At 39.1% G+C, this 22,814-nt stretch carries 17 protein-coding genes; 1 reads left to right on the top strand and 16 read right to left on the bottom strand.

Going from position 1 to position 22,814, the window contains the following annotated elements; translation table 11 throughout:
- Window position 1: 1 nt before the first annotated feature.
- From ACLV7Q_RS04370 to gyrA, 13 genes are all read right to left on the bottom strand, one after another.
- Window positions 2-433, bottom strand: coding sequence for an arginine repressor (locus tag ACLV7Q_RS04370; protein WP_101781983.1), 432 nt, complete (start codon window positions 431-433; stop codon window positions 2-4).
- Window positions 426-1,241, bottom strand: a complete 816-nt coding sequence (locus ACLV7Q_RS04365) for a TlyA family RNA methyltransferase (RefSeq protein ID WP_176139164.1) — start codon at window positions 1,239-1,241, stop codon at window positions 426-428. The genes ACLV7Q_RS04370 and ACLV7Q_RS04365 overlap by 8 nt, the downstream gene beginning before the upstream one ends.
- On the bottom strand, window positions 1,234-2,109 hold the full coding sequence (locus ACLV7Q_RS04360; RefSeq protein ID WP_218757749.1) for a polyprenyl synthetase family protein: 876 nt from the start codon (window positions 2,107-2,109) through the stop codon (window positions 1,234-1,236). The genes ACLV7Q_RS04365 and ACLV7Q_RS04360 overlap by 8 nt, the downstream gene beginning before the upstream one ends.
- Complete coding sequence (locus ACLV7Q_RS04355) at window positions 2,106-2,318, bottom strand: exodeoxyribonuclease VII small subunit (protein ID WP_000043230.1); 213 nt, start codon at window positions 2,316-2,318, stop codon at window positions 2,106-2,108. Before ACLV7Q_RS04355 ends, ACLV7Q_RS04360 begins: the two co-directional genes overlap by 4 nt.
- Window positions 2,296-3,636 carry an exodeoxyribonuclease VII large subunit gene (xseA, locus tag ACLV7Q_RS04350; RefSeq protein WP_218757748.1) on the bottom strand — a complete coding sequence of 447 codons (1,341 nt, stop codon included), beginning with the start codon at window positions 3,634-3,636 and terminating at the stop codon, window positions 2,296-2,298. The genes ACLV7Q_RS04355 and xseA overlap by 23 nt, the downstream gene beginning before the upstream one ends.
- 239 nt (window positions 3,637-3,875) lie before the next feature.
- Window positions 3,876-6,287, bottom strand: a complete 2,412-nt coding sequence (locus tag ACLV7Q_RS04345; RefSeq protein WP_218757747.1) for a GbpC/Spa domain-containing protein — start codon at window positions 6,285-6,287, stop codon at window positions 3,876-3,878.
- Between the two features lie 110 nt (window positions 6,288-6,397).
- Window positions 6,398-7,036: a uridine kinase gene (udk, locus tag ACLV7Q_RS04340; protein WP_102210182.1), complete on the bottom strand. Its 639-nt coding sequence runs from the start codon at window positions 7,034-7,036 to the stop codon at window positions 6,398-6,400.
- 110 nt (window positions 7,037-7,146) lie between these two features.
- Window positions 7,147-8,025, bottom strand: coding sequence for a tRNA pseudouridine(55) synthase TruB (gene truB, locus ACLV7Q_RS04335; RefSeq protein ID WP_218757746.1), 879 nt, complete (start codon window positions 8,023-8,025; stop codon window positions 7,147-7,149).
- Window positions 8,026-8,034: 9 nt separating this feature from the next.
- On the bottom strand, window positions 8,035-9,309 hold the full coding sequence (locus tag ACLV7Q_RS04330; RefSeq protein ID WP_218757745.1) for a DUF2130 domain-containing protein: 1,275 nt from the start codon (window positions 9,307-9,309) through the stop codon (window positions 8,035-8,037).
- A 95-nt stretch (window positions 9,310-9,404) separates the two neighbouring features.
- Complete coding sequence (locus ACLV7Q_RS04325; protein ID WP_218757744.1) at window positions 9,405-10,685, bottom strand: O-acetylhomoserine aminocarboxypropyltransferase/cysteine synthase family protein; 1,281 nt, start codon at window positions 10,683-10,685, stop codon at window positions 9,405-9,407.
- 146 nt (window positions 10,686-10,831) lie between these two features.
- Window positions 10,832-11,629: a formate/nitrite transporter family protein gene (locus tag ACLV7Q_RS04320; protein ID WP_218757743.1), complete on the bottom strand. Its 798-nt coding sequence runs from the start codon at window positions 11,627-11,629 to the stop codon at window positions 10,832-10,834.
- 138 nt (window positions 11,630-11,767) lie between these two features.
- Window positions 11,768-12,511, bottom strand: coding sequence for a sortase SrtA (srtA, locus tag ACLV7Q_RS04315; RefSeq protein WP_218757742.1), 744 nt, complete (start codon window positions 12,509-12,511; stop codon window positions 11,768-11,770).
- On the bottom strand, window positions 12,511-14,979 hold the full coding sequence (gene gyrA, locus ACLV7Q_RS04310) for a DNA gyrase subunit A (RefSeq protein WP_218757741.1): 2,469 nt from the start codon (window positions 14,977-14,979) through the stop codon (window positions 12,511-12,513). Before gyrA ends, srtA begins: the two co-directional genes overlap by 1 nt.
- A 193-nt stretch (window positions 14,980-15,172) precedes the next feature.
- On the opposite strand from gyrA, the gene ACLV7Q_RS04305 reads away from it, so the two are divergent.
- Window positions 15,173-16,159, top strand: a complete 987-nt coding sequence (locus ACLV7Q_RS04305; protein WP_000204727.1) for an L-lactate dehydrogenase — start codon at window positions 15,173-15,175, stop codon at window positions 16,157-16,159.
- Between the two features lie 327 nt (window positions 16,160-16,486).
- Here the strand turns inward: ACLV7Q_RS04305 and ACLV7Q_RS04300 are convergent, their stop codons facing one another.
- The 3 genes from ACLV7Q_RS04300 to ACLV7Q_RS04290 all read right to left on the bottom strand — a co-directional run bounded on the left by ACLV7Q_RS04300 (window position 16,487) and on the right by ACLV7Q_RS04290 (window position 22,725).
- The gene (locus tag ACLV7Q_RS04300) at window positions 16,487-19,744 is read right to left on the bottom strand and encodes a DEAD/DEAH box helicase family protein (RefSeq protein ID WP_218757740.1); all 3,258 of its coding nucleotides are present in this window, start codon (window positions 19,742-19,744) and stop codon (window positions 16,487-16,489) included.
- 22 nt (window positions 19,745-19,766) lie between these two features.
- A complete protein-coding gene (locus ACLV7Q_RS04295; RefSeq protein ID WP_000658132.1) occupies window positions 19,767-20,717 on the bottom strand; it encodes an Abi family protein in 951 nt (316 codons plus the stop codon).
- Between the two features lie 109 nt (window positions 20,718-20,826).
- A complete protein-coding gene (locus ACLV7Q_RS04290) occupies window positions 20,827-22,725 on the bottom strand; it encodes an Eco57I restriction-modification methylase domain-containing protein (RefSeq protein WP_218757739.1) in 1,899 nt (632 codons plus the stop codon).
- Window positions 22,726-22,814: the final 89 nt, after the last annotated feature.

The raw sequence follows: 22,814 nt of genomic DNA, 5'->3' as shown, positions 1-22,814 counted from the left end.
CCTACCAATTTTTTACTTGTTCAAAGATTTCCTCAGCTAGACTTTCACTTCTGGCAATGACTAAAATCGAGCTATCATCAGCCAAACAGCTAAAAATCTTGTCCGCAAAAGTCTCGGTTAACTGAGCTTTTACAAAAGCCGTATTTCCTGGAATAACTTGAAGATTGATCATCTTGTCCATCAAGTCTGCCGATTCGATATTGTCTTCAGCCAGTTGCAAACTTTTTACGATTGATTTTGGCAATTCATAGACATAGGTGTTGTCTCTCAAAGGAATTTTGACAATACCTAGCTCTTTGATATCTCGGGATACCGTTGCCTGAGTGGCAGTGATGCCAGCCTCTTTCAAATGTTCTACGATTTCTTCTTGTGTACCGATTTGATAATCTGTCACAAATCGTCTAATTTTTTCAAGTCTCTCTTTTTTATTCATTTTTAAATTGACTATGCGCCCTCTCTACTACTTCTTCAATCTCAGCAAGAACCTGATTGCTTGCTGACTCTTCTTTTTTCAAATACGCTAAAAACTCAATATTTCCATGTCCACCTTGGATGGGAGAAAAATCCAAACCAAGGACTGAAAAGCCTTCCTCTACTGCCATAGCTGTGACAGATTCAAGGACATTTTGGTGAACCTTGGCATCTCGAATAATTCCATTTTTCCCAATCTGCTCACGTCCTGCCTCAAACTGAGGCTTAACTAGAGCCACAACCTGACCTTGATCGGCCAAGACACGATGCAAGGCCGGAAGAATCAGACTGAGGGAAATGAAACTCACATCAATACTGGCAAAGATCGGTTCCTGCTCGAAATCAGTCTTTTCAGCATAGCGAAAATTGAACTGCTCCATACTGACAACTCGTGGGTCTTGGCGTAATTTCCAAGCCAATTGATTGGTACCAACATCAACTGCAAAGACCAACTCGGCACCATTCTGCAACATGACATCGGTAAAACCTCCAGTAGAAGCACCGATATCAATCGTGGTCGCTCCATCAACTGACAAATCAAATACCTGCAAGGCCTTTTCTAATTTCAAGCCACCACGGCTGACATACTTGAGTTTTTCACCCTTGAGTTTTAGCTCGGTGTCATCTGGAATTTTCTCTCCTGGCTTGTCAAACCGTTCTCCATTCAGGACTGCTACGACTAGACCAGCCATTACACCACGCTTGGCCTGCTCTCTCGTTTCAAACAAGCCCTGTTTATAAGCTAGTACATCCACTCTTTCCTTAGCCATTGATTCTCAAACTTTCTACTACTTTCACAATCGATTCTATTTCAAAGGGAACCTGCTGGGTAATTTCTTCCAATTTTGCATTTGCTTGATCCAAGGTTTGGTTACAAAAGGCAATTGCCTCTTCCAAGCCCAACAAGGCAGGATAGGTTGACTTTTCTGCCTGCAAGTCCTTTTGTGGTGTCTTACCGATTTCCTCAAAACTGGCGGTCACATCCAGTACATCATCTCGAACTTGAAAAGCAAGCCCAATCAATTCACCAACCGTTTTCAGCTTCACCTGCATCTCAGGTACCAATTCGGCTATAATAGCAGCCGCTTGAAAGGGATAGGCTAGTAATTTTCCAGTCTTATTAGCATGAATAGTCTGGAGCTCTTCCAAAGACAAATGTTGGCGTTCTCCCTCCATATCCAAAACCTGCCCTGCCACCATGCCCAGACTTCCTGAAGCAAGCGATAAGTTGGCAATCAAGTCCACCTTGATCTGACTTGGCAAATCTGCCTGCGCAATCAAGGCATAGGGATCTAGGAATAAAGCATCTCCAGCCAAAATTGCCATTGCTTCGCCAAATTTCTTATGATTGGTCAAACGTCCCCGACGGTAATCATCATCATCCATGGCAGGAAGATCATCGTGAATTAAGCTCCCTGTATGAATCATTTCCAAGGCTGCAGCCACCTGAGCATGAGCTGGTTGGATGACAACTTGCAAGGCTTCCAGAAGTTCTAACAGAAGAAAAGGCCGAATACGCTTGCCACCAGCATGAATGGAATAGAGAACAGACTCTCGCAAACTAAAGGCAAACTGCTGGTCTCCATAAAAATCTTCCAAGGCTGACTCGACAAGAGCTAATTTTTCTTGCTTCTTCATTCAAAATCACTTTCTGTTCCGTCTTCTTGCATGACCTTGACCAAGGTCTTTTCAGCCTTGTCCAGCGTCGCTTGGAGCTCTTTTGACAAGACCATGCCCTTTTGAAAGGCAGTAATCGCATCTTCCAGAGCAATTTCACCATTTTCCAAACTTTGGACAATGGTTTCCAGTTCTGCTAGATTTTCCTCAAATTTCTTTTGTTTTGACATCTTTAACCTCTAATTCTACTTGACCATCTCGCATCAAAAGCGTCACTTGGTCTTTTTTCTTCAAACTCTCAACCGAATCAACTACGGACTCTTCTTTTTTGACAATAGCATAACCACGCGCCACAATTCGACTGGTATCCAACATGAGCAGGGCTTCTGAAAGTCGCTTGACCTCAGCAACCTTGGCATCATAAACCAAAGCCATTTGGCTACGTAAGAGCTTGTCCAACTGGCCTAAACGGTCTTGATAGCGTTGAATTTTGGTAACAGGTGATAGTTGCACCAGTCGATGCGCCCTTGCTTGTACTATCTGTTTGTTATCAGAAATCCGTGTTCGCAAACTTTGTTTTAAGCGCAGTTGCAGTTGATCCAAGCGTTGCAAATAACCATCATACAAGCGCTCTGGCTGTCTAAAGATAACTGACTGACTGCATTTTTTCAAAGCTTCTTGTTTCTTAGATAGGACATTTCGGACTGCTGTTGCCATCCGTTTTTCCTGATTCTGCAAATGAGCTAATACATCCAACTTGGTCACAGGTGTTGCTAGCTCAGCAGCTGCTGTTGGCGTTGCAGCGCGGCGATCTGCCACAAAATCTGCTAAAGTCACATCTGTCTCATGCCCTACACTAGAGATAACTGGCAAACGAGATTCAAAAATAGCTCGTACCACAATTTCTTCGTTAAAGGCCCAAAGATCCTCGATAGAACCTCCACCACGACCAATAATCAGCAAGTCCAAATCGTCTCGTTGATTAGCACGCGCAATATTACGAGCAATTTCCTCTGCTGCTCCATCTCCTTGAACCTTGGTCGGATAGAGAAGAATGTCGACACCTGGAAAGCGCCTGCTGACGGTCGTGATAATATCTCGAATCACGGCTCCACTGCGACTGGTTACTACACCAATTCTCTTAGAAAATTGGGGCAGAGGTTGCTTGAAACGTTCTTGAAACAGGCCTTCTTCTGTCAATTTTTTCTTGAGTTGTTCAAACTGAATCGCAAGCGCCCCAACTCCATCAGGCTCAGCTTTTTCAATGATGATGGAGTAGCTACCACTCGGTTCATAAACCTGAACACGCCCAATCACATTGATCTTCATTCCTTCTTCCAGATCGAAGCCTAATTTCTGATAAATCCCAGACCAGATGGTCGCTTGAATAACTGCATGGTCATCTTTTAGGGAGAAATATTGGTGAGTAGGTCGTTTACGAAAGTTGGAAACTTGACCAGTTAAATAGACCCGTTCCAAGTAAGGGTCTTTATCGAATTTCATTTTCAGATACTTGGTCAAAGTTGTTACCGATAAATACTTTTCCATCTCCACCTACTACTCATTTTCTTGCTCTTTCATGGGTATTATTATACCAAAAATATGCCTAAAAATCTCCATTTATGTACCATGATGAGAGAAAAATAAATAATAGGTTTACAACAAATATCTGACAGCTTATGGCATAAGAAAACGAGTATCTCCCATTACGGATATACTCGTTTTTTTGATATTTTAAAAGTGAACTTTTGCCTTCTGCTTAAATCTTTTCGACAAAACCTTGATAACTATTTGTTACTTTCATCTTTACGTTTAGTAAACACAAAGAATGATGCTAAAGTTGTTAATAACCCAACCACAGTCATACTCATGTCCGACGCACTCCCCGTACGTGGCAATGTTGGTTTTTCCTCTTTTGGTGGCTCAACTTGTTTTGTTGGTTTCACCATTTTTGGTGGCTCAACCGGTTCTGTTGGTTTCTCCACTTTTGGCGGTTCCACTGGTTTTGCTGGTTTCTCCACTTTTGGCGGTTCCACTGGTTTTACTGGTGTCTCCTCTTTTGGTGGCTCCACTGGTCTCGTTGGTGGCGTTGGTTCTTTCAAGTCAGGCTTAACCGGTGGGGTTGGAGCTTTTGGTTCTTTCAAGTCAGGTTTCACTGGTTTTTCTTTATCGAACTTGTTTGGTTCTTTTGGAGCAACTCCTAATGGTGTTGGTTCTTTAAGTTCTGGTTGTTTTGGTTCAACTGGTTTCGTTGGTGGCGTTGGTTTTGGTGTTTCAACCAATTCTAGTTTCGGTTTCACATCAATATATTCGTCAACAATAGCCGTGTTGATTCCGAATAATTGAGTGAATGGGACAGTTGCACCAAATTCCAAATAGAAGCCATCTTCTGTCACTTTTATAACACCTGCACCTTTGTATTTGTAAGGTGATTCTTGGTTATCCCATACCGGGTTTCCACTGTTAATTTCATCTAATGTTTTATCGGCATAAAATCCATCATCATGTTTATAGACAAAAGATTCATTCAATTTGATAAATGAAGCATTATGAATAGCATACACAATTTCACGATAGGTACTAGGCCATGTATTCACATTGGATCCATATTTGTTAGTCATATAATCTTTGACTTTTTTGAAACCATCTTTTTTGTACTCTTCTTCATCTTTTACGTATGCTGTTTTCAATTCTGCTTTTTTTGTATTCCACTCTTGACGTTTGGAAGGGTCACTCAATAATCCGCCGGGTTTTGATGCTGTTTCGAGGTCTACGTTATACAGTTTCTTAAATTCGTCATTTAAGTATTCGTCATAAACTCCTGATTTCCCATAGAATTCCTTAAACATATCCTTATTGTCTGCGAAATAATACGAATGGTCACTATAACCATGCCATCCTGTATTCATAGAACTCACTGCAAACATAACTGGTTTTTCTTTTGTTGGAATCACTTTCGTTCCATCTTCAAGATATAGAGTTGGTTTCATACGAACTCTTGTACTATATCCATGTTTTCTGAAATCACCATAGATTGATACTGAAATAGTTGGATCGTAGGCAGGAGAAATTTGCATTGTATCAACAGAACTACCAGTCTCTAAGACAGTGTATTCATAATCAATACGTGTGACTTTTTTCTTATCGTATGTGGTGTTCTCTAAGTTTGTGTAAGTCACGGTAAACGGTCTATCTTTTTTGGCAATGACAGGATATGTGGTGATATGTGGGTCTTTGCCGTATTCTCGATAACCTGTTACTGTTTCATCCCATCGTTTGATGATCTTATCTGTCAAATTATTTTTTGCTAATGCTTCATCTGATAATTGGTCGCTACTCAACTTTTTATGATTTAGTTTCCAAAAACTTCCGTCTTTCTGAGTATATTTCAACATTGCTAAAGCACCAGTATCACCAGTATCTTTAACTTCTATGCTGATTTTAGCATTTGGTTCTTTAACGAAAATCAAATAGTTTTTTTCTTCGCTTGCAAAACGACCTGGTTTCTTCGATTCTTCTTCGAATTTTTTCAATTTTTCGTTATATTCTGCTCTACGTTTATCGTTTTCAATTTTATCAGCAGCTTCATTAGATTTAACTTGTTTATTGTATTCTGCAAGTTTTGTATTGTATGTTGCGAGTTTAGCGTCATAATCAGCTTTGGCTATATTATAGTCAGTTTGAGCTTTATCATAGGCCGCTTTATCTTTTTCATATTGTGCTTTTTTAGCGTCCCACTCAGCTTTAAGTTTTTCGTATTCAGCTTTTACCTTGTCCGCCTCAGCTTTTTGTTTATTGTATTCCGAAAGGTCACTTTCGTATTTTGTAAGTGTCTCTTTATTTGTAGATAACACTTTGTCATATTCAGCTTTTGCTTTTTCATAGGCTGCTTTATCAGCTTCATATTTGGTAGTAAGTTCTTTATTTGCTAAAACAGCTCTATCGTATTCAGCCTTATCTGCTTCATATTTAGCCACACTTTCATTGTAGGCTTTAAGTTCTGCTTCATATGCTTTCTTATCTAATTCATATTTTGTTGTTTCTGCCTTATACGTAGTTAAATCCTTGCCATAACTATCAGACTCGTTTTGTTGAATGTTTGAAGATTGGTCAGAGGCTTCAACTGTATGTACCCCAAATAAGATAGCAGAAGTTAAGCATGCGCTTGCTAATCCAAATTTTACTGAGTTTTTGTTCATATTACTCACTCTTTCTTAGAACGATTTAGAGAAAACTTAGTTTCTTTTGATTATTTATTTTCCAAACTTAATACATATACAATAAATTTACTTAAATCTAATTCATCTGTTTATTTGCTGTTTCGAGCTTCTTCCAAAATCTTTGCAATCTTGGTTGTCAAAAGATCGATAGCCACTGTATTGCTAACCCCTTCAGGAATGACAATATCAGCATACCGCTTGGTTGGCTCGATAAACTGGTGGTACATGGGTTTGACCACACCTAGATACTGGTCAATAACGCTATCAAGGCTACGGCCACGCTCTTCCATATCGCGCTTGATACGACGAATAATGCGCACATCATCATCCGTATCCACAAAAATCTTGATATCCATCAAATCACGCAGACGCTTGTCCTCCAAGACCAAAATCCCCTCAACGATAAAGACATCTTGAGGCTCCTGACGATAGGTCTTGTTACTTCGTGTATGCTCTGTATAGTCATAAGTCGGGATGTCCACCGGACGCCCTGCCAACAATTCCTTAATCTGCTCAATCATCAAGTCTGTATCAAAGGCAAAAGGATGGTCGTAGTTGGTTTTGACACGCTCTTCAAAGGTCAAATGAGACTGATCCTTGTAGTATGAATCATGCTCAATCATGGAAATCTTTTCATCAGGAAAATGCGATAAAATGGCTCTTGAAACACTGGTCTTACCACCACCAGAACCACCTGTCACTCCGATAATGATTGGTCTATTTTGCATGCTATCCTCCGTTTTTTTATCCGTCGTCTATTCTATCACATTTTTAGCAAAATTTATAGTCTGATTTGGATAGTCAAGGGGAAGAATTCCATCCCCACACTCCAGTTAGATTAGATAAAAACCTTCCTTGGCTTATAGAGATTGTCCCTTTTTTCTAAAATAGCTAGCAATTGATTGCCTTCAAAGGCAGCCAGTTCTTGTTCTGTTTGTTCGAGTTCGATAAAACGACCAAAGCGCACTTCTGTAGCCTCTTCTGGACTTAGGAAAACTTTGACAAGGTCACCTGTCCCAATCTCTAAAGGATGGAGAAAATCTAATTGCCCAACCTCTACTTTTTCAGCAATTTCTTCCAAAGTAAGAGCATCCTCCAGTTGCAAACCTGCTGCACTAGTCCGTGTCAGATGTGACATATGAGCCGCATAGCCCAATTTTTCTCCCAAGTCAACCGATAAGGTACGGATGTAAGTCCCCTTGCTACATTTTACACGAAAAGTAAAGCGTGCTAGATTCCCCTCATAAGAAATCGGACTTGTCCGCTCAAATTGATAAATGGTCACCTGACGTTCTGAACGCTCCACTTCCTGACCTGCACGCGCATACTCATAGAGCTTACGACCATTGACCTTAACAGCCGAATACATAGGTGGAATCTGACTAATAGACCCAGTCAAACTAGCGATTGCTTCATCGACAAGCTTTTCATCCAAGGGCGACAGAACGGGTGTCTCAGCGACCACTTCCCCACTGGCATCCTCAGTCGTTGTGGAATAGCCAAGAGTGATTTCCCCCTCATAGACCTTGCCCTCGTCCTGCATAAACTCGACCATGCGTGTCGCCTTGCCAACCGCAATGGGCAGAACACCCACTACATCCGGATCTAAGGTCCCACCATGACCAATTTTCTTGGTTCCCAAAATCTTACGCAGTTTAAAAACCGCATCATGCGAGGTCATCCCCGCTTCTTTTTTTAAATTGATAATACCGTTCATTTTTGCTTTCTACTCCCCCTTCAGTGCCTCAAATTTCGCTTTCATGGTTGGATTTTTCCGGGTCAATTTTTTAACCGAAACATCTTCCAATTTATTGTTTGCAAGACGGAGTTGGTTTTCGGATGTGGTTAGGAACTTCTTGACCTCTTCCATCCGCTTGATGGCCTTGTCAATTTCATCGATTGCCTTACCAAAGTTGGTCGAAGCTGAATTATAGTTTTTAGCAAAGGCTAGTTTAAAGGCATCCAAGTCTTCTTCAAAATGAGTAATGTCGATATTTTGCTCCCGAACTAAGGCCAACTCCTGCTTGTATTTCAAAGAATTAAGCGCCGCATTTCGCAAAAGCCCAATCAACTGAATAAAGAACTGAGGGCGAACAACATACATCTTTTCATACTCGTGGCTGACGTCAACAATCCCTGTGTTAAAGTAGTCGTTATCAGCCTCAAGCATAGTCACCAAAACTGCATACTCACAGTTCTTCTCCCGACGGTCCTTGTCTAATTCCTTGTAGAAATCCGCATTCTTGTGCTTCTTCTCTGTCCCGTCCGCTTCATTTTTCATCTCAAACATAATGGAAATGATTTCGACCCCATTTTCATCACATTCACGGAAGATAAAGTCCCCCTTAGACCCACGCGCAGAAACCTTGTTATCCTTTTCAAAGTAGGCATTTGGGAAGGCAAAACTACGGACCTTGTTAAACTCACTTTCCGCATAGTGTTCCAAACTTTCCCCGATGGCTTTTGTGGATTGTTGGGCTTTGAAATTCTTATAAAATTCGACTTGTTCACTTACTGCCTTGAGCTGGGCTTCGTAGTTTTGCTTAACTGAAGCAAGAGAAAGCTCGTTTTCTTTTTCTTGTAAAAGAAGCTGGTTTTTAACCTGATCCCGTTCTTTTTCTAAGTCAGAAAGAGTCTTTTGCAGTTGGTTTTCATGCTCCAAACGCAAGGTAGCCAATTGGTTTTCCAAGGCCTGTACTTCCTTATCCTTAGCCAATAAGGCCTGATGACTTGTCTGTTCAACCTCTTTCTTGGCCAATTCTTTTTCTGTATCAAAGTTTTGGATTTGACTCTGCAATTGAGCGATTTCTTGGTCTTTTTGAGCTAGTTTAGACTGTTGCTCATTCATGGCTTTTTGCTCAGCCAAGGCCAGTTCCTGCTTCATCCGATTGTGCAATTCCTTATCAAACTCTGCCGTTCTCACTTGGGATAAAAGTTCAGCATACTGACTTTCATTTACTGTAAAGACTTCCCCACAGTTGGGGCATTTGATTTCGTTCATAACGTTCCTCTTTCTAGACTTCTTTAACCATTATATCATGCCTGAGAAAAAATCAAAAACAGCGAGTCGAAACCCACTGTTTATCTTCTTTTACTTTAAATTTTTTCCAAGGCCAAGCGCAAATCTTCGATCAAATCATCTACATTTTCAAGTCCGATTGACAAACGAATTTGGTTTGGTGTGACACCTGCTGCTTCTAGGTCTTTTTCTGACAATTGACCGTGAGTAGTTGTTGCTGGATGGACAACAAGCGATTTAGCATCTGCCACGTTTGCAAGGTCAGAAAAGATTTCTAAATGATCAATTACCTTACGTGCTTCTACCTCCCCACCTTTGACATGGAAGGTAAAGATTGAACCCACACCTTTAGGAAGATATTTCTCAGCCAAGGCATGATAAGGACTATCTGCCAATTTTGGATAGTTGACTTTTTCTACCTTAGGATGGTTGACAAGGAAATCAACAATTTTCTCAGCATTTTGCACATGACGTTCCACACGAAGTGAAAGGGTTTCAAGTCCTTGAAGCAAGAGAAAGGCATTAAATGGTGACAAGGCTGCACCTGTATCACGGAGCAATTGAACACGAACAGCGATAATAAAGGCAGCCGCACCCACATCACGAGTATAGCTCAAGTTGTGATAACTTGGATCCTCGTCAACAAATTGAGGGAATTTCCCTGAAGCCGCCCAGTCAAAACGACCGCTATCGACAATCACTCCACCAATAGTCGTACCATGCCCACCGATAAACTTAGTCGCAGAGTGAATAGCAATATCTACACCGTGAGAAAAAACGTTAATCAAATAAGGTGTTGCAAAGGTATTATCCGAAACTAGTGGAATCTGGTGTTTATGAGCAATCTCAGCCAATTTTTCCAAGTCAGGAATGTTAATCAAGGGATTGCCCAAGGTTTCAATCAAGACAAGCTTGGTATTGTCATTGATAGCTTCTTCTACTTCCTCCAAATTATCCACATCGACAAAGGTTGTTGTGATACCATAACGAGGAAGGGTTTCTTTCAAGAGATTGAAGGTTCCACCGTAAATAGTTGATGCTGCTACAACATGGTCACCAGCATGGGCAAGTGCCAAAATCGTATAAGTCACTGCAGCCATACCTGATGCGGTTGCAAGAGCTCCAACACCACCTTCGAGAGCTGCAATTCTTTCTTCAAAGGCAGCTGTTGTAGGGTTAGTGATACGAGTATAAATGTTCCCTGGTTTTCTCAAGGCAAACAAATCGGCACCTTCCTGCGTGTCATCAAAAACAAAGGATGTAGTCTGATAAATCGGTACTGCACGAGACTTGGTAGCTGGATCCACAACTTGACCAGCATGCAATTGTAATGTTTCAAATTTAAAATCACGAGTCATAAGGCGACCTCCATATAGTTTGATTAAGGATATTGTAGCACTATCGACCTATCTTGACTAATACCTCTTTTCTATATTTTGATATAAGGAGTGGCTATTACTTCTTACAAAATCGAAAAAAGCACGAATCAATCGTGCTCATTTCCTTAATCTACATAAGTATCTTCATTTTTATTGAGGAAGGCATATGGAAGACCCATCAAGAGGCCTCCTCCGATAAAGTTTCCAACGAAGGTTACACCCCAGTGGCGAAGCATATTTCCAACACCGAAATTAGCAATTGAGTCAGCAGCAACACTGAATTTCACAATCGCGAAAGAAGCAAAGTTCGCCGCAATGTGCTCGTTTGTTAAGAATACAAACATGTAAATAGCTGACAACACAAGCCAAAGTTTGGCACCACCATCTTTGACCAAAACAAATGAAAGAATCGCAATATTTACGAAAATATTTGCCAAAATCGCCTCAAGCAAGACCAATTCATTTGAGCGGCCTAACTTCATCTCAACAACACCTGAAATGAAACTATCGTGTGTCAGATTCGCATAGGCTGCCGAATGAGCAAAGCCCCAACCTGCTATCAAGGCTCCGATAAGGTTGAACAAGGTACAGTAAAGTAAAATCTCAGCTGTTTTTCTCCAAGAGATTTTTTTCAAGAAACTACCTGCAGTCAAGAACATCATGTTTGATGTTACCAACTCGGCATTCAAGAAAACAATGTAGGCCAATCCCCAAGCAAAGACAAAGGGGAAGAGGAAGCGTCCACTACCTGGCGCCATTTTATTAATCAAGTCAGCCCCAACTGCACCTGCAGCAGTACTGAAGGTTAAAAATGCACCTGCGAACATAGAACGAATCGCATACTTAAATTTGCTTTGACTATAAAGACTTTCTTTCTTCTTGCAAGCAAATTCAATCTTTGAGATAAATTCTGAAGAAACCATAATAAACTCCTAAATCTTTTTTCTTGATAATTATATCACAAACTTTCGGTTTTAGGAAGCGTTTTCTGTATTTCATAAAAGTTTATTTTTATGAAAATCTTAAAAAATCAGTGAAATCCATGATTTCACTGATTTGTACTAATAAAATTGTTTATACGGTTGATTGAAAGCTGTTAGGATTTCATCAGATGTTTGTGAATAATCTTTTGTTTCTTTCAAATCACCTTTTACAATAATACGTTCTGTAGCAGCAAGGTCTTCACAAGTTACTAATGTGATTTCATTGATCCCATCTCTATCATCAACCTCATCAACACGATCCGGTGTCACACGTTTGACTTCACGGATTTCATAGGTATAAACTTTATTTTTATCGGTTAGATAAATCTTCATACCATTTTTAGCGTTATCCAAAGGAGAAAATAACATTTTATTAGCATTATCAACACCAAAGATATGGTGACTAGCTAGACTATAATTTCCTTCTCCCATTACTTGCTCGCGTTTCATTGTACCAGCGCCGTAGAAGAGATTAACATTATCAAGTCCTTTAAAAATCGGCAAATTCATTTCCAATTCAGGAATTGCAATTCCCCCAATAACTGGTAATTTTTGAGCATCCCATTGAGAAGCTAGAACAGCTTCCGAAGAGATCGCTTTGACCGAATCAAAATCAAAATTTCCTTCTGTATCCTGATTTTCTTCTATTTTTTCTTTTGATACCTGGCTAACTTGATACTTATTGGTATTCCAGACCATGAAAATATTTCGAATTTGCGCATTAAAAATCAAAGCCAGTGACAGTAATATCAGAAATCCTGCTAGGATATTTGTCAGCAGATTTTTTCGTTTGTTTTTCTTTTTATTATTTTTTTGAGACATTATGCTTCACCTTCTGTTTCATTTTCTGTCCCAACTTCTTCTTTTTCTGCCGCTGCAACCGTTGTGAAGGTCACTATCTGAGCATCTTGATCCAGGCGCATTACTTTAACTCCCATAGTTGCGCGTCCTGTTTGTGAAATATTGGCAAGATTGGTTCGAATCATGACACCTGTATCAGTGATAATCATCACATCCTCATCCCCTTGAACAGTCATAAGACCGGCCAGCAAGCCATTTTTTTCGGTAATTTTAGCTGTCTGCATTCCCTTACCACCACGACCTTTAGTTGGGTATTCAGTAGCGACTGTACGCTTACCATATCCTTTTTCTGTGATAATAAGAACCTCATCTTGATCAGTAATCAAGCTGGCACCAACAACTGTATCTCCTTCACGAAGGTTAACACCTTTCACACCTGTGGCGATACGACTCATGCCGCGAACGGCTGATTGATTAAAGCGAACTGCATAACCAAACTTGGTACCAATGATAATATCCGTATCTTCTTCTGTCAATAAGACATTGATTAACTCATCTTCATCCTTGAGGTTCAAAGCCTTGAGACCATTCTGGCGAATGTTAGCAAATTCCTTAACACTGGTTCTCTTCACAATACCGTGACGGGTTGTAAAGAAGAGATAAGCATCATCACTGCGATCAGACTCAACATTGATAACCGTCTGAATACTTTCGTCTTCATCCAATTTCAAGAGATTGACTACTGGTAGCCCTTTGGCAGTTCGACCATACTCAGGAATTTCATAGCCTTTCAAACGATAAACTCGTCCTTTATTTGTGAAAAAGAGCAGGTGATCATGAGTGCTAGTTGACACTAACTCTCGGACAAAATCGTCATCCTTAACGCCTGTACCTTGAACACCGCGGCCACCACGTTTTTGAGCAGTAAACTCAGCTTGGTCCAAACGTTTAATGTATCCCTTGTTAGAAAGGGTAATCAAGACATCCGATTCTTCAATCAAATCTTCATCTTCAAGACTCAAGACTTCACCGACCATCAACTCTGTACGGCGTTTATCAGAAAATTTACGTTTAACTTCATCCAATTCGTCTTTGATAATTTGAGAAACACGTTCAGGCTTAGCAAGAATATCCGCCAAATCCGCAATCAGAGCCAAGAGGTCATCATACTCAGATTGAATCTTATCGCGTTCCAAACCTGTCAAACGACGAAGACGCATATCAAGGATGGCCTGACTTTGACGTTCAGAAAGCTTAAATTTACTCATCAACTCAGCTTGTGCTTCTGCGTCTGTTTCACTAGCACGGATGATACGAATCACTTCATCGATATGGTCTAGCGCAATCAAGAGACCTTCTAAGATATGCGCACGCGCTTCCGCTTTTTCCTTATCAAAACGTGTTCGACGAACAACCACTTCTTTTTGGTGTTCGATATAAGCATCCAAAATCTGACGAAGAGATAAAATCTTCGGTACACCATTTTGAATCGCTAACATATTGAAACCAAAGTTGGTTTGCATCTGGGTCATCTTGAAGAGATTATTAAGGATAACATTGGCTGAGGCATCACGCTTAACTTCGATAACAAATCGAACACCTTCACGGTTTGACTCATCACGTACTGCTGTGATCCCCTCAATGCGTTTTTCCTGAACTAGGCGAACAATATGCTCATGCACCTTGGTTTTGTTGACCATGTATGGAAATTCTGTTACAACGATGCGCTCACGGCCAGTCTTAGTTTCTTCAATTTCAGTACGAGAACGAAGAACAATAGAACCTTTACCTGTTTCATAAGCCTTATGAATGCCTGATTTCCCCATGACAAGGGCACCTGTTGGAAAATCTGGACCAGGCAAGACTTCCATCAAGTCCTTGGTAGTCACTTCAGGATTGTCCATGACCAACTTCACTGCATCAATGGTTTCACCCAGGTTATGAGGCGGAATATTGGTAGCCATCCCAACGGCAATACCAGTTGCTCCATTGACCAAAAGGTTTGGAAAACGTGCAGGCAAGACCAAGGGTTCACGTTCATTGGCATCATAGTTATCGACGAAATCAACTGTATTCTTATTGATATCTCGAAGCATTTCTAGAGCAATCTTGCTCATACGTGCCTCAGTATAACGCTGAGCGGCAGCACCATCTCCATCCATGGAACCAAAGTTTCCATGCCCATCTACAAGCATGTAACGGTAACTCCACCATTGAGCCATACGGACCATGGCTTCATAGATAGAGGAATCTCCATGAGGGTGGTATTTACCCATGACATCCCCTGTAATACGAGCAGATTTTTTATGAGGTTTGTCTGGAGTAACACCCAATTCATTCATTCCGTAGAGAATGCGACGGTGAACAGGTTTCAAGCCATCTCGAACATCAGGAAGAGCCCGGGCTACGATAACACTCATGGCGTAATCGATAAAGCTCGTCTTCATCTCCTTTGTCAGATTGACATTCACTAAATTTTTATCCTGCATTAATAAATGCCTCATTTCACAATTAGTAAGTAACAACATTATACCATAAATTCCCATCTATTTCAGCCTCTAAACCACTAAAACGTTTACATTGAGAACTATAAGGCATATTCGTGACAAAGTTTTTTAAAAGTGATAGAATGAAGTTGTCTGGGGAAAATCCCCTAATAAAATTAAGGAGATGTTTAGAACAATGACTTCAACTAAACAACACAAAAAAGTTATCCTTGTCGGAGATGGTGCTGTAGGTTCATCTTACGCTTTTGCACTGGTTAACCAAGGAATTGCACAAGAGCTTGGAATTATCGAAATTCCACAATTGCATGAAAAAGCTGTTGGTGACGCGCTTGACCTTAGCCACGCCCTTGCCTTCACTTCACCTAAAAAAATCTATGCAGCTCAATACTCTGACTGTGCAGACGCTGACCTTGTTGTGATCACTGCAGGTGCGCCTCAAAAACCAGGTGAAACTCGTCTTGACCTTGTAGGTAAAAACCTTGCTATCAACAAATCAATCGTAACTCAAGTTGTTGAATCTGGTTTCAAAGGTATCTTCCTTGTTGCTGCTAACCCAGTTGACGTTTTGACTTACTCAACTTGGAAATTCTCTGGTTTCCCTAAAGAACGCGTTATCGGTTCAGGTACTTCACTTGACTCAGCTCGTTTCCGTCAAGCACTTGCTGAAAAATTGGATGTGGATGCTCGTTCAGTTCACGCTTACATCATGGGTGAACACGGTGACTCTGAGTTCGCTGTTTGGTCACACGCAAACATCGCTGGTGTAAACCTTGAAGAATTCCTTAAAGACACTCAAAATGTTCAAGAAGCTGAATTGATTGAATTGTTCGAAGGTGTTCGTGACGCAGCCTACACAATCATCAACAAAAAAGGTGCAACATACTACGGTATCGCAGTAGCCCTTGCTCGTATCACTAAAGCAATCCTTGACGATGAAAACGCAGTACTTCCACTTTCAGTATTCCAAGAAGGTCAATACGGAGTTGAGAACGTCTTTATCGGTCAACCAGCTGTTGTTGGTGCACATGGTATCGTTCGTCCAGTAAATATCCCATTGAACGACGCAGAAACTCAAAAAATGCAAGCATCTGCAAAAGAATTGCAAGCTATCATTGACGAAGCATGGAAAAACCCAGAATTCCAAGAAGCTTCTAAAAACTAATTTAACTATAGACAACTCCTTGAATTATCAGGGAGTTGTTTTTTTTCTGTATTATAGTAGGTTGAAGTTAGAGTAGTACACAACTGCTTCTAAGATCTGGTTAAAAATTGCTTTCTTCAGATTTTATAGTTCATTGAATCTATAACAGTACGTATCGACTGCTAAAATATTTCTATAAATCAATTTTCCTTTCCTAATCGATTTGTTCATATCTTATTTCAATCCATTATACATCTTCCCACAATAAAACGCATAATACCAAGGATTGTCAATACCTTATCTTATGCGTTTTTTCTGATTTCAAAGAATTTTGACTCGGCCTTCTTTTTAATTATTTTCAAAATAGGAATCAACCAACTCCTGAATTCTTCCTGCTTTAGCTGCTGGAATAGTGTCTTCTAAAACAAAATTCTTCCTACTGATATATTTAGAAAAATTGCCAAATATAAAATTAGTCGAGATATTATAGATAATCTCAGACGGAGCAAATCCATAAACCTGATTCTCTAAAATATGCTTCAAACGTTTTTCAGAATCTGGAAATAATTGTTTCAAACCATCACTATTATAGAGGCGTTTAACCAATTCTGCAATATAGAGGCCTGACTTCATATATAAATCAATAAAAGTCTTAGATGGATCATCAAAAATCCCTGGATTTTCCTTTTCCAAATCATCCACCATCCTTTTCACCACTCGTTTAGGAGTGAAAATTTGGTTGGTCTTCTGCGGTGGAATATAGTCAAAAATGTCTTCTTTTTGATCTTTAAAATAATCCGCCAACTCCTTTTTCTTGCGAAGAAATTCTTGAATAGCTTCGTCAAATGTTGCTTTATCAAAGAGATGCCCTGCAAAATCCTGCCCACCATCTCGCAAATATCTAAACTGATCAATCGTAATCCCTGTTACTTCATAAAAAACATGTTCAGGAACAAAGGCATCAAAATTATCAAGTGTTAGAGATTGATTGCCATAGGCCATGATGAAACTTGGAATTGTTCGTGCAAATCCTCGAAGATGGTCCCGAATTTCATCTTGGGCTGATTTTTTCAGCTGCTCAACACGTTTTATCTCAACTTGTTCGATAAATTTCTCAGGCATTTTTTCCACTTCTTTTTTGAGTGTTTGTTCTAATTTTTCTTTGTGAATAAGATTATTTTCTTCTAAACGTTTATCCAAATCTTCTTGAATCTTATCTTTTTGCTCCTTATCATTTGCTTCCTTGAGTTGTTCTTTCAACTCTTCCTTGATATGAGCTTCAGAAATTTTACGTTCTATCTCATTTTTTCGAATTTCATTCTCAAATATTGCTGTAATTTGTTTCTTGATGTGATCTGCTTCTCGAGTTTTAAGGTCATCATATCCAACTTTCAATTCCTCTACAATCACTGAAGAAACTGTCTTGCTCAAGTCATTGACTAGTTGCTTTTGAGTTTTATCTTCGTCCTTAGTGATCAGTTCAACAACAGACTGACCGAGTCCATAGACTTTTTCTCCAAAAAGTCGCATTTGCTGATTCACTACGATTTCATGGTCTACTACTGCATTCCCCTCATCATCTACTGTAACATCTGAAAAGTCTAATAGTTCAGATGATGTTTGTAACTTCCCTTCCTTTTCAACTGGGAGTTCATTTAAAATGTCTAGAACTGTTTGACTAGCTTGGAAAATACCGCTGATATTATCAAATAAGAGATTGGATATAAAGCCACGTTTAAGAACTTCTCTAGCTTTTATCTGACGAGGGATGGTTAGAACTGCCTTGGCATCAATTTCAACCATCTTACCAGCACGGTCTTCGGCAATAACTGGAAAGAAGTTTAATAATTCTCTAATATTTTCTTCACGAGTTGTCGAAGTCCCGCCGCCTCCTGCAGTCGCAAGCGATAAATTGTTGGCAAACTCATCAAAGAGAATTAAGGTCCTTTCTGGTGCAAAGTCAAATACATAGGCTCTTTCTTTGCGAAAGTGATTTCCTTTGTTATCGGTCCATGAGTAAGGATTTTGAGCACGGAAGGCGGCCTGCATATAAAGTGCAGGTGATTTTAAATTTGATAACATCAATACGCCCGTCCATTCAGGGATAGTGACACCTGTCGTCAATTGACCGACGGATAGGGTGATGGTTTTGTCATTCTCTGCTATCGCTTTTCTAACCAAATCTAAGGATTTGAGTTTGACTTTATCGTCATCCTCAGACATACGCCCGTCGCCAGCAGCTAACACAATCTCATAATTTTCATAGATGGGATGTTCTTCTAGTAGAGCTTTTAAAGCTTTAGCTGAGGCTACACGTTCTAACAGCCAAAAAGTATGCTTGAGTTCATTTCGAAGTTCTTTAGTTGAAAATGGATATTTTTCATTGCTCGATAGAGTATCTAACCAATTTCTGACATCTTGCTCATGGATAAATTTCCCTTTATCATCTGTGGCGAAAAATTCACTCAAGTCAAAAGCATAGTCGATATTTTCGCCATCCAGTTGAACACCTTTTTCTAACTCCTCACCAATCATCTGAGACATTTGATAGGTAAAGAGATTTAACTGAGGTAAGGTTTCATATGGATTTTCCTCTTCTTGCTCAGAAGACCAAGTCGATTTAGCAGACTGTTCATCCGCATAAGACCAGTTGTAGATTTGATCCTCTGTAAAATCTCCTTTGGCCAATGCCTTAAATGGTGTACCTGACAAATGCAGAGTGAAATTCCGTCGAATCTTATTAAAAGCTTGGTCTGTCTTAAAGGTATCAACTCCTTCGTGAGCCTCATCGATAACCAATAAATCCCAGTGGAGATCTGTAACCCATTTAAGTTTGTTATGCTCTCCACCTAGATAAGCAGAGCCTTTCAAGTCTTGAAGACTGATAAAAGCAAGTTGTCTTACATCGTCATCTAAAATACCAACAAATTCTTTTCGTGACAAGGTTGGACGACTCTTAAGGCTGTCTGATTCAGAAACAAACTTATAAGTCGTTTGACCTGCTATGAATGTTTCGAAATCATCATACCATGAGTTAGCAATGGCAGGGCGGTTTGTTACAATTAGGACATTAACAGCTTCCATTCGACGAGCTAGGTCATAGGTAGACAAGGTTTTACCAAATCGTGGTTTGGCATTCCAGAGAAATTTGCCTCCAGCATGTTCTTGGAAATAAGCTAATGTCTTAGCAACTGCTTCTTCTTGCTCTTGTCGCAGAGTATAGTCCTGTCCTTTTCCAGGTTGATAACCAGACAAATCATGCTGAACAAATTTATCGAATAGATTTTTAGATTTTTCAGGAGTTCCATTAAAATAGAACCATTCCGTCTTAGGACGACGTTCTACATCATGGAAAGACAAGAAATGGTGGAAATCATGATCCTTGAAAGTTTTCCCCTTATCAGGCTCTTCTGTATAAGCTGCATCACCAGTCCATAAGACATCTGTAGCTATATGAGCTGTATGCGTTTGCTCCTTGATACGTTGTGTGACATCACGTTCTGTATACCCAATCTTAATCCAGCCTTCATTACTGGTTACTGTCGGTGTGGTGTAGGCATAGATTTTAGGATGAATCTCTTTAGTGGTTTTAATTTCTACTGGCATAAGTATTCCTTTTTTTAAAGAACTAAGATAATTTTTCTAACTCTGTTAAATCGATTCCCATCGTGTTTAAAATGTCATCAAACACTACAGTTTTAAATTCATCAGCATACTGATTGAATAGATTCATTAAAGCTTTATATAATCTTTGAAAATCTTTCTTATCAAGTACAATTTTTAAAAATAGAATAACCACTATAAAACGTTTATTATCATATCTCCTTATCCCAAAATGATTTGCTATTTGAGATATTCTGACATTTCTTAAATTAACATTATACAGTCGTTCATCATGTGCACAGATATTTCTAACTAGATTAGCCACTTTCAAACATGCACTTAAATCTGCACTAGATAGTCTAAATGTATTGTCTTTATTTTGTATTCTATATTTATCTGTATAAAATTTTGCAATGATATTCTTTGTACTATCCGTTAAAATATTGTAAAAATTAGCAATGTTTCCCATTGTAAGAAAATTAACTAAAACCCAAAGTGGTACTTCCCCATGTTCCTCAATGTAATGTTTAATAGCGCCAGTTCTATCTACCTTATCATGAATCGTCTTGGTTAAGATAGAGATTTGTTGAAGAACTTTTTTAGGATCATTGTCTACAAAATTTGCAATATCTAAATAAGCATTCTTACGAGGGTGTTTTTTAGAGAATTCATATGCAACTGTGGTCTTTATTGAATTTTCGAATATCAATAAATATTTCAATAATAATATCCTTAGCTCTCTATCAAATAAAAACAAGGCCTTTAGTTCGTTAAAGTGGGTTCCTTTTTGATAAATTTCAGGTTCAACAGGTCGATTATTGCTGTCCTTTACTAAAAATAAATCTTTATAACCGTTTATAACATTGTAATAGTTTTCTTGTTCTAAAAATCTCTTTGGCTTCCCATTCGTTGGTACTACAACACCCCTATTTCTTAAGATTGTTAACTGTTGATTAAATGTTTTATGTTCCTTCAAACTTATCTCCTATAAAATAAAAAGGGTCAGGGCATCGTATGCTTCCTGACCTAATCCTATGTATCTATTATAGATCACTGAGCGCTATTTGTCAAATAAAAATACTTTTCTAATCCATCTCCCTTACATGTGTCTCAATAAAGGCAATTTCCTCTGGAGAAAGACCATATTTTTGATAAAGCTGGCGGTCAATATCAGCCACTGATTGTGTCCAATCAATGTCCGAATTGACCGTGAAGTCTTGGAGTGGGACTTTGGCCCAAGTTGCTGGAGGATTATCTTGCGTTAATTTCAAAATACCTAACATAACTCTAGCAAATTTAGTTTTAATATACTTAAAACAAGCCTCTGCTTCTATTTTTGTGTCAAATTTTCCAATAGATATAAACGTCTGAGAATACCCGATTAGGGGTTCCCCGATTAGGGGTTCCCCGATTAGGGGTGTTGAAAGCACTTCACCTAAAGCACCACTTCCGTTAGCTTTAGGTAAAATAATTTTCCAAAAGAGCAAGTTAGGATGCTCTCGTAAGTATTCTTTTTTTAGATATTTTACAGAGCGCCCGTTTTTCTCTCGTCCAATTATTTGAACGTATTCTGTATTTGAATCTACTTTATCTTTAAATACCTCAGGGTATCGTTCAAAAATATTTGTAGAAACAGCTTTTCTGTGACTTGAATCAGTTCTAGAGATTAGTTCCGGAAAATCTTCAAACATAATGTCTGTCAACTTGTGACTATCTGAGCCAAACATAATTTCTGATAGTGATGGTTCTTGCAACTTTTTAACTTTTCTATAGATACTATCAAGTAAAGGCTCAGAGATAAATGTCTCTATTGGTTCAAAATCTTTATTTTTGTCATGATAAGTGATGACAACACCGCCTTTAATATCAGTCCCAGGAAAAACTTTATTGCTCTTTAATTCATAAAATTTAACTTTTAAATGTCTACTATTTAACATTTTATGATTCCATTTTTTGGGAGTTCCTCCTGTATTCGCAAGAAATCTAGCTGGGGTCACTAGCACAGTTTTATCTGAAATTTTATAAGATTCCTCCATAAAGAAATGATAAATAGGCCTTGTCTGAGTATTCGCCCCTTCAATTTCCTCCTGATAAGGCGGATTTCCTATCACGACATCAAATTTCATTTCACTTTCCTCACTTGATAGGCGCTCAAAACCTATCATTTTATTCTTTTTCCAGTCTTTGATTTGGGTTTTAGATTCTTCTACTTCTTGAATTTCTAGCTCATCTGTAAACAAGCTTAGTTGTTGAGATTGCTTTTGTTTAGCTGAATAAGGACTGGTTTTTTTCAGTCCATCCATCTGAAAGACATTGTAAGAGATAATAGTCGCAATCTCTTTCTTTTGCTCTAATGTTGGTTGATTTCCAGTCTTAGCAAGATAGTAGTCCTCAAATGTCGCCAAAAGATTCTCACGCGCCAAAAGGAGAGAATCTCCTTGATACTCATAACCATAAGAAGCTCGGTAAGCTTTTTTTAAAAGTTCATAGAAGGTTACTTCATCAGAAACTTCACGACTAATCCTTTGCAGTTTTCTATCTACAAACCCAACACGCTCAGATAATGGAATTTCCTCACCAGTTACCGTATCATATCGCGTTACCATATAGGGTGCTTCACCACAGGTAATTTCTAGCCAAAGCACTTGGATATAATCTTCAAGATTCAGAGTTTCAAGTTTAGCTTCCACGTAACCATTTTGCTTTTCAACTAACCAAGTTGGCGTAAAAACTTCGGCTCTAATCTTAGTTCGGTCTTTTTGCTCATACTTAGACTTTTCTGATCTGGGTTGAATCAAGTTTGCATAGGCTCCTGTCACCCTACTCGGAGTGATACGATTACTTGGAGCAAATCCCTTTCCTAATAATTCATAAGAATGCGTAGCCCAAACAATATTTTTCTTGGTCGTTCGATCTTTTAAAAGAATTTTTAATAAGTCATCCGATTCTTTAGATAAACTTTCTTCACTAATATCTATTGTCATAAGCAACCTCTCTTATATTGTAAGCCCTATTATATCATATTTTAATACTCTTCGAAAATCAAATTCAAACCACGTCAGCGTCGCCTTAC

It is taken from the genome of Streptococcus mitis (assembly GCF_965111725.1).
Classification (GTDB): Bacteria; Bacillota; Bacilli; order Lactobacillales; family Streptococcaceae; genus Streptococcus; species Streptococcus mitis_DV.
The sequence above is the reverse complement of the archived record's forward strand: the minus strand, read 5'-3'. Positions and strand labels throughout refer to the sequence as shown.